Source organism: Kitasatospora sp. NEAU-CNBT7, assembly GCF_057220535.1.
Genome location: NZ_JBXQQB010000002.1, coordinates 255,073 through 270,492, shown reverse-complemented (window position 1 = coordinate 270,492; position 15,420 = coordinate 255,073). Strand labels below are relative to the sequence as shown.

The window sequence follows — 15,420 nt, the reverse complement described above, 5'->3', positions numbered from 1 at the left end:
TCCTGGTCCGGCGCGGGGGGAGGACCCTGGGCCCCGGTCCGGATCATCCGCTGCCCCGACGCCCGCCGGCCACCCGCGGTGATGGTCTGGGAACCGGCCGGGAACCCCCGGCCGGCCCGCTCCCGACACCGTCCGCCGGAGGACACCCGTGATCCGCGCCCTGACCCGATACTCGACCGGCCACCCCTGGAAGGTCATCGCCCTCTGGGCGGTGCTGGGGTTCGCGCTGGCCGGCCTGGCCCCGACGCTGATCGCCCGCGTCACCGAACACCAGACCGGGAACTTCCTGCCCCGCGGCTACGACTCGGCGGCCGCGCTTCGGATCGCCGAGGAGCGGTTCGGGGTGGATCCCGATGCCACCACCGTGACGGTGCTGGTCGCCCGCTCCGACGGCCGGGCGCTCGGCGCGGCCGACCGGGCGGTGGTCGAGGCGGGGGCCGCGGAGCTGGCGCGGCGCCGGGTAGTGATGCCCCGTGAGGACGACATGCCGAGCTTCCTGGTCCCGGACCGCTCCCAGACGCCCCGGGTGGCGCCGGCGATGACGGCGCCCGACCGGAGCTTCGAACTGCTCTCGGTCCAGCTGGCCGGCAGCCCCGCCGACCCGGGCGTCCAGGGCGTCTACCGGACGTTCCGGGACGGCGCCCGGGCGTACTTCGCCGAGGCGGGGATGCGCACCGGGTTCACCGGCCCGCTCGCCGACACGGTCGACAGCACCGACGACAACCGGACCGCCGCCATCGTCGGCGGCGCCCTGGTGACCGGCTTGATCGTGCTGCTGAACGTGCTGGTGTTCCGCAGCGTCCTGGCCGCCGTGCTGCCGCTGCTCGCGGTCGCGATGATCGGCGGGGTCGCGGGCGGCGCCGTCGCGGGCGCCGCGATGCTGACCGGGCGCAAGCTCGACCCGGGCACCCCGGGGCTGATCAACGTGGTCCTGCTCGGCATCGGCATCGACTACCTGCTGTTCCTGCTGTTCCGCTTCCGCGAGCAGCTGCGCGCCCGGCCCGAGCAGCCCGCCCGGGAGGCCGCCGCGCAGGTCGCACGGCGGGTGGGCACCGCGATCACCTCCGCCGCGCTGACCATCGTGGCCGCGTTCGCCACCCTGGGCCTGGCGACCTTCGGGCAGTTCCGCTCGCTGGGGCCCGCCATCGCCGTCGCGGTGCTGGTGATGCTGCTCGGCAGCCTCACCCTGTTCCCCGCGCTGCTCGCGGCGGCCGGACGCAAGATGTTCTGGCCGTCCCGCTCGCTGCGCCGCGAGGTCCGCGACGGCCGGGCCGCCCGCCTCGGGGAGCTGGTCACCCGCCGGCCGGTGGCCGCGGTCGCCGCCTCGCTCGCCCTGCTCGGCGTGCTCACGGCCGGGCTGACCGGCATCCGGATGGACTACGGCCAGGGCGGCTCCGGCGGGCGGACCGCCGCGGCGGCGACCGCCGCCGAGATCTCCCGCTCGCTGCCCGCCGGGGTGTCGGACCCGACCGGTGTTCTGCTCACCGCCACCGACGGCGCCGAGCTGACCGCCGCCCGGCTCGAGGGCCTGTCCCGGGCGCTGCGGGAGGTCGAGGGGGTGGGCCAGGTCGCACCGGCCGTGCTGAGCGGGGACCACCGGGCCGCCCGGATCGACGTCTACCCGACCGCCGACCCGCAGAGCCCGCAGGCCCGGGACCTGGTCACCGGGCCGATCCGGGCCGCGGTCGCCCGGTCCACGCCCGCCGGGGTGGCCGGTCACGTGGGCGGGACGGCGGCGGTCCTCGCCGACGTGTCGACCGCCGTCGACCACGACCTGGCCGTCGTCCTCCCGGTCGCGGCCGCGCTGATCGGGCTGATCCTGCTGCTGCTCCTGCGCAGCCTGCTCGCGCCGGTGGTGCTGCTGCTGTCCGTCGGGCTCGGCTTCGCCGCCACCCTCGGGGCGGCCACCCTGCTGTTCCAGCACGCGCTGGGCCGGCCGGGGGTGAGTTTCACGCTGCCGCTGGTGCTGTTCCTGTTCGTGGTGGCGCTGGGCACGGACTACAACATCCTGATCACCGACCGGATCCGGGAGGAGATGCGGCGCCCGGGTCCGGCCCGCGTGGCGGTGGCCCGGGCGGTCCGCCACACCGCACCGGCGGTCGCGACGGCCGGGCTGGTACTGGCCGGGTCGTTCGCGACGCTGGCCACCAACCCCGGCAGTGAGCAGGTCGCGTTCGCGATGACGCTCGGCATCCTGCTCTCGGCGCTGGTCCTGTCGCTGGTGCTGGTCCCGGCGCTGGCCGCGCTGCTCGGCCGGGGCCTGTGGTGGCCGGTCCGCCCGCGGCCCGCGGTGGGCGACGCCGCGGCGGGGCGTACGGCCGCGTCCGGCGCGGAGCCCGGCCGGGTGACCGTGTCCTGAGGCCGGCCGGGCCGGGTGACCGCGCGCGCCGGACGGGTGGCTCCCGTCCGGCGCGCCTCGGCTACCTCGGCTACCTCGGCGGCCTCGGCGGCCTGGTGACGACGGGTCAGCAGACGATGGTGATCGAGAACGGCCGGTCGCTGTCGACGGCCGCACTGCCGGCGCTGGACGGTGTCGCGGTGCGGATGAAGAGCGTGTTGGAGCTCACCTTGCCGACCAGGATGGACGAGCTGCCCGGGCCGGGGTCGCTGCCGCCGTTGGTGTTGACGGTGCCCAGCAGGGCGCATTCGCCCAGGTTGGCCGTGGTGGTGATGTTGTAGCGGCCGTTGCCGAAGTGGCTGACGCCGGTGACGCCCGAGCCGCCGAGCAGTGTCCCGGTGGCGCTGACCTTGGCCCAGGCCGTGGTGGTGGCCGTGATGCCCGTCGGCGCCTGCGGGGCGGCGGACGCGGACGACACGGCGAGCGTGCCGCCGATCGCGAGCGCCACCGCGGCGGCCGCGAGGGCCGGCTTCCTGAATCCGTTCACGGTTGTCTCCCTGCCGAAGAAGGACTCGGTACGGGTGAACCCGCCCCGGGCAGGGGCTCACCGGGCAGAAGCCTCCCCTGTCGCGGCCGCTCGCGGGAGACCGTACGGCTCGGACACCGCAGGACAACGGACCGCCGGGCCGCGGCCCGTGGCCCGGTTGGGGGATTTCCCCTCCCACTTCTTGGCAGGTACGCATCATTTCCAGCCGCGTGGGGTAGCGCGGCCCGAACCCCGCAGCGGACACCGTGGCGCACAGGTGACGGCCGATCGGCCGTCCCGCCCCGGGGCCCGCGTGGCAGACTCCCCGGGTGACCAGTGCGATCCCCGTGACCCCTGTGACTCCGGCCGTTCGTCCCACCGTCCGCAGCCCGGCCGAGCGGATGCTCGGCTACGCACGGGTGAAGGAGGCCCGCGGTGCGGACGTTGCTCCGCGGCGGCTGCACGAGCTCGCCGTGGACGAGGTACGTCCGGTCCGGGTCTGGGCCGCGCGCAGCCGGGCGGCAACGCCGGAGGTGCTCGCCGTGCTCGCCGTGGACGAGGACTCGGCGGTGCGGTGGGGCGTTCTGCTGAACCTGCGCTGCGACGACACCGTCCTGCGGCTGCTCACGCAGCGGGAGCGGCTGGAGTGGGGCGGGCGGAGCATGACGGTCCGCCGGTACACCGTCCACCATCCCGGCGCGTCCACGGCGTTGCGGCGCGAACTGACCGCGGAGGGCGCGTGCGCATGCCCGGGCCAGTGCAGCGTCGAGGTGTGGCGGACCGTCCTCGACCGCGAGGCGTCCACGTCCTCCTGAGGCACGTCCGGGAGTTCGCGGCGGATCGGCGCGCCCGGGTGGGGGCACCTCGTGGCCGGAGGGCGGGGAGCCCGGCGCGCCCACCGGCCCTCGCACCCGGGGACCCGCCGTCGGCGGTGACGGCGGACCCGGGCGGCGGCCCGGCCCCCGCGGTGGGGGGCGGCGGGCCGCCGCGGGGGTGCGTCGGCGGGGCGTCAGCCGCGGCCGAGGAGGGCGCCGCCGTTGATCTGGAGGATCTGGCCGGTGACGAACCCGGCCTCGGGCGAGGCCAGGTAGCCGGTCATGGCGGCGATCTCGGCGGCCTGCCCGGCCTTGCCGACCAGGGTCTGGGAGATCCGGGCCGCGTGGCCGGCCGGGGTCATCCGGTCGCCGAAGAACTCGGTGGCCTCGATGTAGCCGGGCGCGATGATGTTGGCGGTGATGCCCGCGGCGCCCAGCGCGGTGGCCTGTTCGGCGTTCCACGGGTGGAGCGCCGCCTTCGCGCCGCCGTACGTCCCCGGTCCGCGCAGGGCGGCGATCGAGGACAGCGTGATGATCCGGGCGCCCGGCCGGGTGAGCTGCGGGAGCAGCGCCTCGGTGAGCAGGACCGTCGGCAGGACGTTGCCCTCGAAGTTGGCCCGCCACTGCTCGGCGTACCCCGCCAGGGTGTCGGGCTGGTCGAGGCCGTAGAAGCCGCCGGCGTTGTTGACCAGGACGTCCACGGTGCGGCCGCCTTCGGCCAGCTGGGCGGCGACCTGTTCGACCTGCTGCGGGTCGCTGAGGTCGGCGGCCCGGTGGGTGAGCCGTTTGGCGTCGAGTTCCGCGTTGATCGCGTCGGCCGCCGCCGCGAGGGTTTCCTCGCGGCGGCCGAGGATCAGGACGTCGTCGCCGGCCTGGGCGAAGTGTTCGGCGACCGCCCGGCCGATGCCGCTGCCGCCGCCGGATACCACTACGAGTCGGGACATCCCGGCTCTCCTTCCTAGCAGGGCCCGATCGAGGGGCACGGGTCCGAGGCCTGCTGCCGGTGCACGACCGGCTGCGAGGAGCCGGGCTGGGACACGATGGTGACGGTCGCCACCAGCGCGATGACCACCATCACGAGCCTGGTCGGGTTCATTCCGCTGATTCCCCTTGTATCCGCATCTGTTCACTGCTCCGGTCGAGTGTGGGTCGGACCGCCGCGCGAGCGGTCCTCGACCGGTCCTCAGTGTGCCCGCCGGTTACATCGGTTGTGCATCGGCGCTCCGCGGCGGCGGCCAGCACCAGTGCGATCATGGTCAGGCCGAACCCGAACAGGCCCATCAGGGCGATGATTCCGGCGTGCAGCGCGACGGCTCCGGGGACGGCGGCCCGGCGGGCGGCGGCGGGCAGCAGCATGCCGGCGGCGAGGGCGAGTTCGAGCGCGATGACCGACCAGCCCAGCAGCCGGACCGACCAGCCGTGGTCGACCAGCGGGTCGGTGAACGGGCGCAGGGCCGCCGGGGCGCCCCAGTAGTGGCTGTGCAGGGTGTAGTACATCGCGGCGCCCTGGCGCCACACGGGGTCGAGCAGTTTGGAGAGGCCGGCCTGTCCGTAGATGATCAGGATCTGGGCGCGGAGCAGGAGATGGGCCGCGTAGCCGGCGCCGCGCCACTGCGGCGGGAGGGTGCCGGGGGTGCGCCGCCAGTGCCAGCGGCGGGTGTCGCCGAGCAGGATCACGGCCAGCAGCAGGGTGGCGATCCGGGCGGCCATGTCGCCGCCGTCGGCGAGGCCGGTGGCGGTGGTGAGGCTGAACGTCAGGTACCAGTGCGGCAGGCAGGTCCAGCGGGGCCGGTAGCCGGAGGCGATGACGGCGAGCGCGAGGGCGGCGACGGCCCGACGGGCCGTCATGGTGCCGTCGGCCGGGCCGAGGCACCACAGGCCGAGTGCCCGGGAGCCGTCGCAGTACGGGGCGAGGGGGCCGTAGCCGCCGTGGGCGAAGAGCGCGGCGTCGGGGGTGCCGAGCAGGGTGAGCAGCTGGGTGAGGGCGAGCAGGCTGCGCCCGGCCGCGATGCCGGGGCCCGGTGCGAAGCCGGCCAGGCCGGCGGCGAGCCGTCGGCGCAGCACGGTGGTCACGGGCCTCACGGGTCTCACGGGTCTCACGGGTCTCACGGGCACTCCACCCGCAGGATCGCGGCGTCGTCGATCCGCCAGTGGCCGGCGTCGGGGGTGCCCCAGCGGGCGAGCGTCTCGCGGGTGAGGGCGATCGGCCCGCACAGGGTGGGGTGGGCGGCGGGGTTGCGGACGGTCGGGGTGGTGGGCGGTGTCGCCGTGGCGGGCGGCGGGGTGCAGTCGGTGAGGGTGGCGGCGTGGCAGGGCTGCCAGGCGTCGGCCGGCAGGAGGTCGGCGAGGGCTTCGATCTCGCGGGCCTGGGTGCGGGGCGAGCGGTCGGGGCCCCAGCGGGTGGTGAGCGGGGCCTGCGGGGTGGTCAGGGCGCCGGTCCAGCCGGCCGGGCCGGCCCGGTAGGCGGCGAGCTCGGGGGCGTACTGGCCGTTGTCGAAGAGGTTCCAGCCCTGGGGCCAGAGCAGCCAGGCCGCGTCGCGCGGGCGGGAGCCGGGGGCTGCGCCGCCGCTGCCGGGCGGGAGTTGGGCCAGCAGGGCGAGCAGCAGGACGGCCGTGAGCAGCGCGGCGGTCTGCCGGAACGCGCGTTCGGCGGTGGTCCGGGGGTCCTCCGGTCGGTCGTGCATGGGTGGCGCGGTGCCTTCCGTCGGCCGGGTTGCTGCGGTGCCGTTGCGGGGTGGTTGCGGGGTGGTTGCGGGGTGGTTGCCAACTGCGGCCGGGTTCACCGGAGTTCCGGATCAGTGTTATCGACTGCTGATATACATGCTTCCAGTTGTCCACCGCTACTCGAAGGACAGGGCCCCGTGAGCGACGAGGAGTGGGGAATCCAGCTGCTCGGCCCGCTCCGGGTCCAGGTCGGCGGACGGCAGCTGGACCTGAGCGGCCCGCGCCAGGAGAAGGTGCTGGCCGTCCTGGTCCTGGACGCCGACCGGGTCGTCCCGTTCGACACCCTGGTCGACGCGCTGTGGGACGACGCCCCGCCGGACACCGCCCGGCGCCAGGTGCACAACGCCATCGCGGCGCTGCGCCGCTGCCTCGGCCCGCTGCGCGACCTGATCGTCACCGACGGACGCGGCTACCGCGCCGACCTGGCCGGCGCCCCCGGCGGGCGCGAGCGGGTCGACGCCCACCGCTTCCTGCACCTGGTCCGCTCGGCCGAGACGGCGCTCGCGACCGGCCACCGGGCCGGGGCCGTCGGCGCGCTCGCCGACGGACTGGCCCGCTGGAACGGCCCGGCGCTGGCCGGACTCGACGGCCGCGCGGTACGGATCCTGGCGGGCCGCCTCGACGAGCAGCGCCTCACCGCCCTGGAGCGGCTGTTCGACCTGCGCCTGGACGAGGACGCGCCGGGATCGCTGGTCCCCGCGCTGGCCGAACTGGTCGCCACCCACCCGCTGCGCGACCCGTTCCGCCGCCAGCTGATGCTGGCGCTCCACCGGGCCGGCCGCCAGGCCGACGCCCTCGAGGTGTACGAGCAGGGCCGCGCCCTGCTCGCCGCCGACCTGGGCCTGGACACCCGTGCCGAACTGCGCCTGCTGCACGAGCGCATCCTGCGCTGCGATCCCGCCCTGGACCGGCCCGCCGCGGGACCCGGCGCACCGTCCACCGCCCCCACCGCTCCCGCGGCCGTCCCGGCCGCCGCTCCCCCGCCGGCACCGCCCGCGTCCGCCGCGGCCGTCCGGCCCGCCCCGGCGGGCGGCGTCTTCCGCGCCCACCAGCGCCGCTTCCTGCCGTACGACGTCACCGACTTCACCGGCCGCGGCGAGGAGTTCCACCGCCTGGTGGCCCTCGCCGAACAGGCCGCCCGGCCCGACGGCCCGGACGGCGCCGGGAGTTCGACCCTGGTGGTGACCGCCGTCGACGGGATGGCGGGCATCGGCAAGACCACCCTCGCCGTCCGGGCCGCCCACGCGCTGGCCGACCGCTACCCGGACGGCCAGCTCTTCGTCGACCTGCACGGCCACACCCCCGGGCAGGAGCCGATCACCCCGGCCGCCGCCCTCGACCGGCTGCTGCGCCACCTCGGGGTCAGCCCCGAACGGATCCCCGACGGGGTCGAGCAGCGGGCGGCCGCCTGGCGGGCCGCGCTCGCCGGGCAGCGGGTCCTGGTCGTGCTGGACAACGCCCGGGACGTCGGGCACGTCCGGCCGCTGCTGCCCGGTGCCGGCAGCGCGCTCGTCCTGATCACCAGCCGGCGAAGACTCACCGCGCTCGACGGCGCCGTCAACCTGTCGTTGGAGGTCCTCACCCCCCAGGACGCGGTGGAGCTGTTCGTGCGCATCGTCGGCGCGGACCGCGCCGAGGGGCGGCGCGCCGAGGTCGAGGACGTGGTCGCGCTCTGCGGCTGCCTGCCGCTGGCCATCCGGATCGCCGCCTCCCGGCTGCGGCACCGCCCCGCCTGGAGCGTCGCCCACCTCGCCGACCGGCTGCGCGACCGCCAGCGGCGCCTCGCCGAGCTGGTGGCGGGCGACCGCAGCGTCGCCGCCGCCTTCGAGGTCTCCTACCTCCAGCTCGGCGAGGCCCAGCAGCGGATGTTCCGGCTGCTCGGCCTGCACCCCGGGCACGACTTCGACGCGGCCGGCGCCGCCGTCCTCAGCGGCTGCACGGTGGCCGAGGCGGAGGTGATGCTGGAGGAGCTGTTCGACACCCACCTGCTCGGCCAGCACACCGTGGGCCGCTACTACTTCCACGACCTGATCCGGCAGTACGCCCTGACCAAGGCCGAACACGAGGAGCAGCGGACCGGCCGGGAACAGGCGCTCGGGCGGCTGCGCCGGCACTACCTCAACCTGGCGCGCTGCGTCGCCGAACTCTCCGATCCGGGCCGGCCGCCGGTCCGGACCCCGGAGGCGCCGCGCGCCGTCCCGGGGCTGCGGACGGTCGCGGACGCGGCGGACCTGCTGGCCGCCGAGCGGGCCAACATCGTCGCGGTGCTGGCCTGCCCCCCGGCCGGCGACGGCCTGGCGGAGCTCTGGCGGCTGGCGGTCGCGGTCGGCCCGTTACTGGTCCGCAACGGCTACGTCGAGGAGGCGCTGACCGGCTACCGGCACGCCCTGGACGCCGCCCGGGCCGCCGGCGACCCGCACGGCCAGGCCGAGGTGCACACCAACCTCGCGCTCGCCTACCGGGCGCTGGGCCGCTACGACGGCGCCGTACGGTCGCTCGGGACCGCACTGGAACTGCACCGCGCCACCGGCGACCGCTACGGCGAGGCCCGCACGCTGTGGACGCTCGGGCACGTCGGCCTGCTGCGCGGAGACTACCCGACGGTGCTGGAGCAGTACCGGGCGGCGCTGGAGATCTTCGAGCAGGTCGGCGCCGCCCGCGACCAGGCCGCCGTCCTCGGCAACATCGGCGTGGTGTACGGCTACCTGGCCGAGTACCGGCAGGCGCTGGCCCACCACCGGCGGGCGCTGGCACTCAGCCGGGAGCTGGACAACCCGTTCCGGGAGGCCGTCGACCTGCTGAACGTCGGCTGGGTGCTCTCCCGGCTCGGCGACACCGGGGAGGCCTGGAGCTGCCTGGAACAGGCCCTGGCCAGGACCCGGGAACTCGGCGCCCGCGAGGTGGAGGCGCAGGCCCGCTGGGCGTTCGGCGACCTGCTGCACCACTGCGGCGACCAGCCGGCGGCGCTGGAGCGGGCCCGGGAGGCCTTGGTGCTGGCCAGGGAGATCGGCAGCCGGGACCTGGAGAGCCAGACCCTCAACCTGATCGGCGCCGTGCACCGCGCCCTCGGCGCGCCCGAGGCGGCCCGGGACTGCCATGAACGGGCGCTGGCGCTGGCCTCCGAACTGGGCCTCAGGTTCGAGCAGGGCGTCGCCTGCGAGGGCCTGGCCCGGCTGGCGCTGGACGCCGGCGAGCGGCAGTCGGCCGAGGACCACTGCGACCGGGCGGTGGCCCTGTTCTCCCGGATGCACCCGCACCGCGCCGAGCTGCTGCGGGCCGACCTCGCCCGCGAGCGCCGCCCCGAGCCGAGCGGCGCGCTGTAGCGGGCGGCCGCAGCTGCCGGGCCGCCCGCCACCGGTCCCGGCCGGCCACGTCCGGGCCGGTCACGTCCCGGCAGCTCAGGGGCGGGCCGGGTCGCCGGCCGTCCGGGCCGCCTCGCGGGCGAGGCCGATCAGCACCCCCTCGCCGCCGGGCCGTCCGACCAGTTGGACCGCCAGCGGCGCCGAGCCGTCCGCGGTCCGGCCGACCGGGAAGGTGAGCGCGGGCAGTCCGGCGAAGCTCGCCACCGGGGTGTAGCCGATCTCCCGGTCGTAGTCCGGGTGGCCGGGGGTGACCAGGGAGGAGGCGGCGCGCTGCGCACCGACCGGGCGGGGCACGTCCGGGTCGAGCGGCAGCAGCCAGACGTCCACCCCGGCGTCGGCGAACAGCCGCGGCACCGCGGCCCGGGTCCGGACCAGCTGCTGCTCGATCTCGCGGTGGCGCAGGTCGCCGATCGCGGCGCCGGAGTCGACGGCCCGGCGGGTGGAGGGTGACAGTTCGTCGGTGATCCGCGGGTCCCAGCCGTGGCTGCCCTGCCAGGCCTGCCGGGCGCACAGCTCCCAGGCGGCGCCGCGCAGGTCCCACAGGCCGCCGAGCCGGGTGGTGGCCACCCGGTGCCCGTGCGCGGCCAGCAGCTCGCCGGCGGTCTTCAGCGCGTCCAGGATCTCGGGTTCGGCGCCGCCCTCGGCGACCTCGGCCACCACGCCGATCCGCAGTCCCCGGTGGTGTTCGGCACGCGGGACCGGCAGGCCGGACACCTCGGCCAGCAGCGCCAGGTCGTCGGCGGTGCGGGCGACCCAGCCGGGGGCGTCCATCGCGGGGCTGAGCGGCAGCATGCCGCGCAGCGCGGCCGGGTCGTGAGTCATCCGCAGGCCGACCACGCCGCACCGGCCGGCCGGCCAGCGGACCGAGCCGAGGACGTCGGTGCCGAGCGCGAGGTCGCAGATCCCGGCGGCGACGGCGACGCCGCAGCCGGTGCTGGAGCCGGCCGGGTCGATGGCCGGGAACCTGGGATTGCCGCAGCCCGAGCCGATGCCGATGTTGAGCTCGGTGGTGACCACCTTGGCCACGGTGGCCAGCCGGTGGCCCTCGGTCAGAACGGCGGCGCTGCGCTCGGGGTGGTGGCGGTAGCGGCGCAGCCCGAGCCGGGTCGCGAACCCGGCCACGTCGACGGTGTCCTTGACGCCGAGCCGCAGCGCCGGCGCGTGCGGGCCGCCGGGCCGCAGTTCGGCGCAGGCCCGGTAGCGGTGGTCGGCCTCGCGGGCCCAGCCGTCGGCGAGTGCGTTCCACTCGGGGAGGGTGAGGGCGCCGTCGTCGAGCAGGGCGAGGCGTTCGCGCAGCGGCAGGGCGAGCAGCGGCGGCAGGGGGTCGGGGGCGACGCCCGGGCCGGTGTCCTGGCCGGTGTCCTGGCCGGTGTTCTGGCCGGTGTCCTGGCCGGTGTCCTGGCCGGTGTCCTGGCCGGTGTCCGGGCCGGTGGGGCGGTCGGCGGCGAAGTAGGCGGCGACGGCGTGCGCGACGTCAGACATGGGTGTCCTCCGTGATCCTGGCGGGCGGGCCGTCCTGGGCTGCCGCCGCGGGTCCGGGTGCGGGTACGGGAGCGGGCGCGGCGGTTGCTGCGGCGGTGGCTGCGGCGCCCGAGGTGCGCAGTTCCTCGGCGAGGGCGGCGAGTTCGGTGTCCAGGCGGCGGTCGGCGGGCATGAACGCGAGGTGGCGGCGGACCTGCCGGTACACCGCTGCGGTGCCCGGGGCGAGCCGGTGGGCGCCGCGCAGGTCGGCGGCCTGGCACAGGGCCGCGAGCTGGATCGCGGCGGCTTCGTGCACCAGGGTGGTGACGGTCCGGGTGGCGCGGGCGCCGATGGTGGCCATGCTGACCTTGTCCTGGTTGTGGGCCTCGGTCGAGCGGGAGAACGCGGTGGCGGGCATGCCCAACGAGAGCGCCTCCGCGACCAGCGCGGAGCAGGCGATCTGGGCGCCCTTGAAGCCGTGGTGCAGTCCGGCCGCGGGGTCGCCGTCGGCGGTGGGGGCGGTCAGGCCGGCGGTCAGGCCGTTGCTGAACTTCTCGTCCACCACGCAGGCGAGCTGACGGTCCAGCAGGTCGCCGACGCTGGCGACGGCGACCCGCAGGCTGTCCATGGCCAGGCCGACGTGGCCGCCGTAGAAGTTGCCGCCGTTGTGCACGCGGTCGCCGTCCGGGTCGAACAGCGGGTTGTCGTTGGTGGAGTTGATCTCGGTGTCGAGCCACCGGTCCACCCAGTCGAGGGTGTCGTGCAGCACGCCGATCACGTGCGGGGCGCAGCGCACCGAGTACCGGTCCTGGATGGGGTGGTCGAGCCGGCGGTAGCCGTCCGGGCGGTCGCCGTCCCGGCCGTCGTCGGGCCGGTTGTCGCTCAGCACCCGGGCGTGGTCGCGGGCGAGCTGCGAGCCGTCCAGCAGGGTGCGGATCCGGGCGGCGGAGCGGACCTGGCCGGGGTGGGCCTTCTGCCGGTGGATCAGCGGGTGGTAGTGGTCGCGGTTGCCGAGCAGCACCTCGACGGCGAGCGCGGTGCAGGCCTCGGCGGTCCCGGCGAGGCGGCGGGCCTCGGCGGCGGCGTGGACGGCGAAGGCGGCCATGAAGGAGGTGCCGTTGATCAGGGCGAGCGCCTCCTTGGGCTGGAGGGCGAGCGGTCGCAGTCCGGCCGCGGCCAGTGCCTCGCGGGCGGGGCGGCGCCGGCCGCGGTGGACGGCGGTGCCCTCGCCGATCAGCAGCGCGGCCAGGTAGCAGAGCGGGACGAGGTCGCCGCTGGCGCCGACCGAGCCGCGTTCGGGGATCACCGGCAGCAGGTCGTGCCGCAGGCAATCCAGCAGCAGGTCGACCACCTCGGGGCGGACCCCGGAGTAGCCGCGGGCCAGGCAGTTGGCGCGGATCAGCAGGGTGGCGCGGACCACCGGGGCGGGTGCCTCGGGGCCGCTGCCGACCAGGTGGTAGCGGATCAGGTGGTGCTGGAGTTCGGTGGCGTGCTCGGCGGGGATGTGGCCGATGTTGCGGTCGCCGAAGCCGGTGGTGACGCCGTAGAGCGGCTCGCCGGAGGCGACCAGGCGTTCGCGCAGGGCGACCGAGCGGCGCATCCGCTCCGCGGTGGGCCGGTCGAGGCCGACGGCTTCGCGCAGCGGGCCGCCGGTCAGCCGGGCGACGGTGGCGGGGGTGAGTTCGCCGGTGCCGAGGCGGATCATCCGGCCTCCTCGGTGAAGGCGGTGACGGCGAGGCGGGCCTGTTCGGGGTTGAGCCGCGGGTCGCAGGCGGTCCAGTAGCGGGGCTGGACGGCGGGGTCGTGCCGGGCGCCGACGCATTCGGTGACGTCGTCGGGGGTGAGTTCGAGGTGCAGGCCGCCGGGGTGCTGGCCGAGGCGGCGCAGGACCCGGACGCAGGAGCGGATCTCGGCGAGGACGGCGGTCATCCGGCGGATCTTGCGGCCGGCGGGTGAGCGTTCGGTGTTGCCGTGCATCGGGTCGCAGATCCAGGCGGGCCGCAGGCCGGCCTCGGTGGCGGCGTGGACCAGCCGGGGCAGCACCGGTTCGACCAGGTCGGCGCCCAGCCGCAGGATGAAGGAGAGCCGGCCGGGGGTCCGGTCGGGGTCGAGGGCGGCGGCCAGCGCGGTGAGGTCGGCGGCGGTGGTGGTGGGGCCGAGTTTGACGGCGACCGGGTTGGCGGTGCCGGCGAGCGCGGCGACGTGCCGGCCGGCCGGGTCGCGGGTGCGTTCGCCGATCCACAGCAGGTGGGCGGAGCCGAGGTGGAGCTGTCCGCCGTCGGTGCGGGTGAGCGGGAGTTCGTAGTCGAGCAGCAGTGCCTCGTGGCTGGTGAACACCGGGCGGCCGCCGGCGGCGCGTTCGGCGTCGAGGTGGCGGTGGATCTCGGCGGACAGCCGGTGCGCGGTGAGCAGGCGTTCGGGGTCGGGGGTGCGGGCCTCGGCGGTGGGCCGGGTGTCGTTGACGGCGTCACCGCGGTAGACCGGCAGGCTCTCGCCGTAGGGGCCGGGCTCGAAGGGCTGGGAGCGGGGTTTGGCGAACTGGCCGGCGATCCGGCCGACGGCGGCCGTCTCGCGGCCGGTGCCGCCCTCCACCAGGTCGGCGAGTTCACCGAGTTGGGCGGCCTTGCGGCGGACGGTGTGGGCGGACACCTCGGCGAAGAGTTCGGCGCAGTCACCGCCCTGGATCAGGTGGGCGCGGCCGGCGGCGACCTCGGCGAGGCGCCGGCGCAGGTCGAGGCAGTCCGCCAGGGCGACCAGCGGGGGCTGTTCGCGCAGCCGGGCGGTGACCTGGTCGACGGCCGCCCGGTCGGGCCACCCGGCCTCGGGGGCGGGCGCCGTCTCGGCGGTGAACAGTGCTGACATAGCAGGGTGCCGTCCGTTCGGTGTCGGGTCAGTCTCGGGTCCGCAGGGCGATCGCCGCGAGGCAGTGCTCCTCGATCGCGTCCAGTTCGCCGGGGGTGGCGGCGTCGACCACGAACATCGCGGCCCGGTCGCCGGACTGGCGGATCGGGGCGAGCCGGGTGCCGGCCGGTTTGAGGGCGACGATGCAGCGCAGCGCGGCCGGGTCGCCGGGGGCGGCGCAGCCGGCGACCTGGGCGCGGACCTCGGCCGGGTCGAACCACTGGGGTTCGGTGGCGAGGCCGGGCCGCACGTCGAGGCCGGCCAGCTCGCCGGGCCCGTGCGGGAGGTAGACCTGCCGGGCGTAGCGCTGCGGGCGGGCGGGGCGGGGCCGTTCGCCGAGGGCGACGGCGACGACGGCGTCCTCGAGCGGGGCGAGGGTGGCGAGCCAGTGCAGGGCCATGATGCTGTCGCCGGGCGGGCGGGCGGCGATCTCGATCAGGGCGATCCGCCCGTCGGGGCCGATCCGGTACTCGGCGTGGGCCATGCCGGTGTCGAAGGCGAGCCGGTCCAGGACGGCGCGGTGGACGGCGTGCAGCCGTTCGCGGGTGGGGTCGTCGAGGCCGGGGGCGGGGGTGGTGTGGCCCATTTCGACGAAGTAGTCGCTGGTGACCTCGGTGGTGCGTTTCTCGGTGGTGCCGAGGTACTGGACCTCGCCGTGCAGGCTGAGCGATTCGACGGAGTACTCGGGTCCCTCGGCCCGCCGTTCGAACAGCAGGGTCTCCTCGGGTCCGTACGCGTCGAGGCTGTCCAGCAGCGCGGTGCGGTCGGCGACCAGCCGGACCCCGGAGCTGGCGAGCCGGCCGACCGGCTTGACGACCAGCGGGAAGCCGTCCCAGGCGGCGGCGGTGGCGGTGCGGCGGTCGGCGGGGACCAGGGTGGATCCGGGGCTCCAGTCGGCGAGGTAGCGGCGCTGGAGGTGCTTGTTGCGGCAGACCCGGGCGGCCCGCAGGCCGGGTGAGCGGACGCCGAGCAGGTCGGCGACGACGGCGGCGCCCTCGACGTACTCCTCGCGCAGGCAGCACAGGCCGCGGATGTCGTACTCCCGGGCCCAGGCGGCGGCCCGGTCGGCGAGGGCGGCGTGGTCGTCGGCGTCGGTCAGGGCGGCGTCGGCGATCCGGGCGAGCGGGTGGCCGGGGGTGTCGCGGCCGGCCAGCAGGGTGGCGGCGTGCGGGCCGGGTGCGTCCAGGACCAGCAGGTCGAGGCCGCGGGCGCGGGCGGCGTCCAGCCAGCGCTGGTTCCAGGCCACGGTGAGTCCGCCGAGCAGCAGCAGGGCGGGGCGTCGGTTCGGCACGG

At 76.3% G+C, this 15,420-nt stretch carries 12 protein-coding genes; 3 read left to right on the top strand and 9 right to left on the bottom strand.

Annotated elements, in window-relative coordinates:
• Positions 1 to 148: 148 nt before the first annotated feature.
• The gene (locus tag AC2TEW_RS04050; protein ID WP_484621879.1) at positions 149 to 2,359 is read left to right on the top strand and encodes an MMPL family transporter; all 2,211 of its coding nucleotides are present in this window, start codon (positions 149 to 151) and stop codon (positions 2,357 to 2,359) included.
• 106 nt (positions 2,360 to 2,465) lie between these two features.
• Here AC2TEW_RS04050 and AC2TEW_RS04045 read toward each other — a convergent pair whose 3' ends face one another.
• Positions 2,466 to 2,885, bottom strand: a complete 420-nt coding sequence (locus tag AC2TEW_RS04045; RefSeq protein ID WP_484621878.1) for a hypothetical protein — start codon at positions 2,883 to 2,885, stop codon at positions 2,466 to 2,468.
• A gap of 308 nt (positions 2,886 to 3,193) precedes the next feature.
• On the opposite strand from AC2TEW_RS04045, the gene AC2TEW_RS04040 reads away from it, so the two are divergent.
• Positions 3,194 to 3,679 carry a hypothetical protein gene (locus tag AC2TEW_RS04040; protein WP_484621877.1) on the top strand — a complete coding sequence of 162 codons (486 nt, stop codon included), beginning with the start codon at positions 3,194 to 3,196 and terminating at the stop codon, positions 3,677 to 3,679.
• 194 nt (positions 3,680 to 3,873) lie between these two features.
• Here the strand turns inward: AC2TEW_RS04040 and AC2TEW_RS04035 are convergent, their stop codons facing one another.
• The 4 genes from AC2TEW_RS04035 to AC2TEW_RS04020 are packed head-to-tail and all read right to left on the bottom strand — an operon-like array spanning position 3,874 to position 6,363.
• On the bottom strand, positions 3,874 to 4,623 hold the full coding sequence (locus tag AC2TEW_RS04035) for an SDR family NAD(P)-dependent oxidoreductase (RefSeq protein WP_484621876.1): 750 nt from the start codon (positions 4,621 to 4,623) through the stop codon (positions 3,874 to 3,876).
• 14 nt (positions 4,624 to 4,637) lie between these two features.
• Positions 4,638 to 4,775 (bottom strand): hypothetical protein, encoded by a 138-nt coding sequence (locus AC2TEW_RS04030; RefSeq protein WP_484621875.1) that lies wholly within the window; start codon positions 4,773 to 4,775, stop codon positions 4,638 to 4,640.
• A complete protein-coding gene (locus AC2TEW_RS04025; protein ID WP_484621874.1) occupies positions 4,772 to 5,752 on the bottom strand; it encodes a sporulation-delaying protein SdpB family protein in 981 nt (326 codons plus the stop codon). The genes AC2TEW_RS04030 and AC2TEW_RS04025 overlap by 4 nt, the downstream gene beginning before the upstream one ends.
• Before the next feature lie 32 nt (positions 5,753 to 5,784).
• Positions 5,785 to 6,363, bottom strand: coding sequence for a hypothetical protein (locus AC2TEW_RS04020; protein WP_484621873.1), 579 nt, complete (start codon positions 6,361 to 6,363; stop codon positions 5,785 to 5,787).
• A 177-nt stretch (positions 6,364 to 6,540) separates the two neighbouring features.
• On the opposite strand from AC2TEW_RS04020, the gene AC2TEW_RS04015 reads away from it, so the two are divergent.
• Positions 6,541 to 9,726, top strand: coding sequence for an AfsR/SARP family transcriptional regulator (locus AC2TEW_RS04015; RefSeq protein ID WP_484621872.1), 3,186 nt, complete (start codon positions 6,541 to 6,543; stop codon positions 9,724 to 9,726).
• A gap of 75 nt (positions 9,727 to 9,801) precedes the next feature.
• Here AC2TEW_RS04015 and AC2TEW_RS04010 read toward each other — a convergent pair whose 3' ends face one another.
• From AC2TEW_RS04010 to AC2TEW_RS03995, 4 genes are read right to left on the bottom strand one after another with little or no spacing between them, the layout of a single operon-like run.
• Positions 9,802 to 11,247 carry an amidase family protein gene (locus tag AC2TEW_RS04010; RefSeq protein WP_484621871.1) on the bottom strand — a complete coding sequence of 482 codons (1,446 nt, stop codon included), beginning with the start codon at positions 11,245 to 11,247 and terminating at the stop codon, positions 9,802 to 9,804.
• Positions 11,240 to 12,931, bottom strand: coding sequence for an HAL/PAL/TAL family ammonia-lyase (locus AC2TEW_RS04005; RefSeq protein WP_484621870.1), 1,692 nt, complete (start codon positions 12,929 to 12,931; stop codon positions 11,240 to 11,242). The genes AC2TEW_RS04010 and AC2TEW_RS04005 overlap by 8 nt, the downstream gene beginning before the upstream one ends.
• Positions 12,928 to 14,088 (bottom strand): 3-deoxy-7-phosphoheptulonate synthase, encoded by a 1,161-nt coding sequence (locus tag AC2TEW_RS04000; RefSeq protein ID WP_484621869.1) that lies wholly within the window; start codon positions 14,086 to 14,088, stop codon positions 12,928 to 12,930. The genes AC2TEW_RS04005 and AC2TEW_RS04000 overlap by 4 nt, the downstream gene beginning before the upstream one ends.
• A 28-nt stretch (positions 14,089 to 14,116) precedes the next feature.
• The gene (locus AC2TEW_RS03995) at positions 14,117 to 15,418 is read right to left on the bottom strand and encodes an ATP-grasp domain-containing protein (RefSeq protein WP_484621868.1); all 1,302 of its coding nucleotides are present in this window, start codon (positions 15,416 to 15,418) and stop codon (positions 14,117 to 14,119) included.
• Positions 15,419 to 15,420 lie beyond the last annotated feature (2 nt).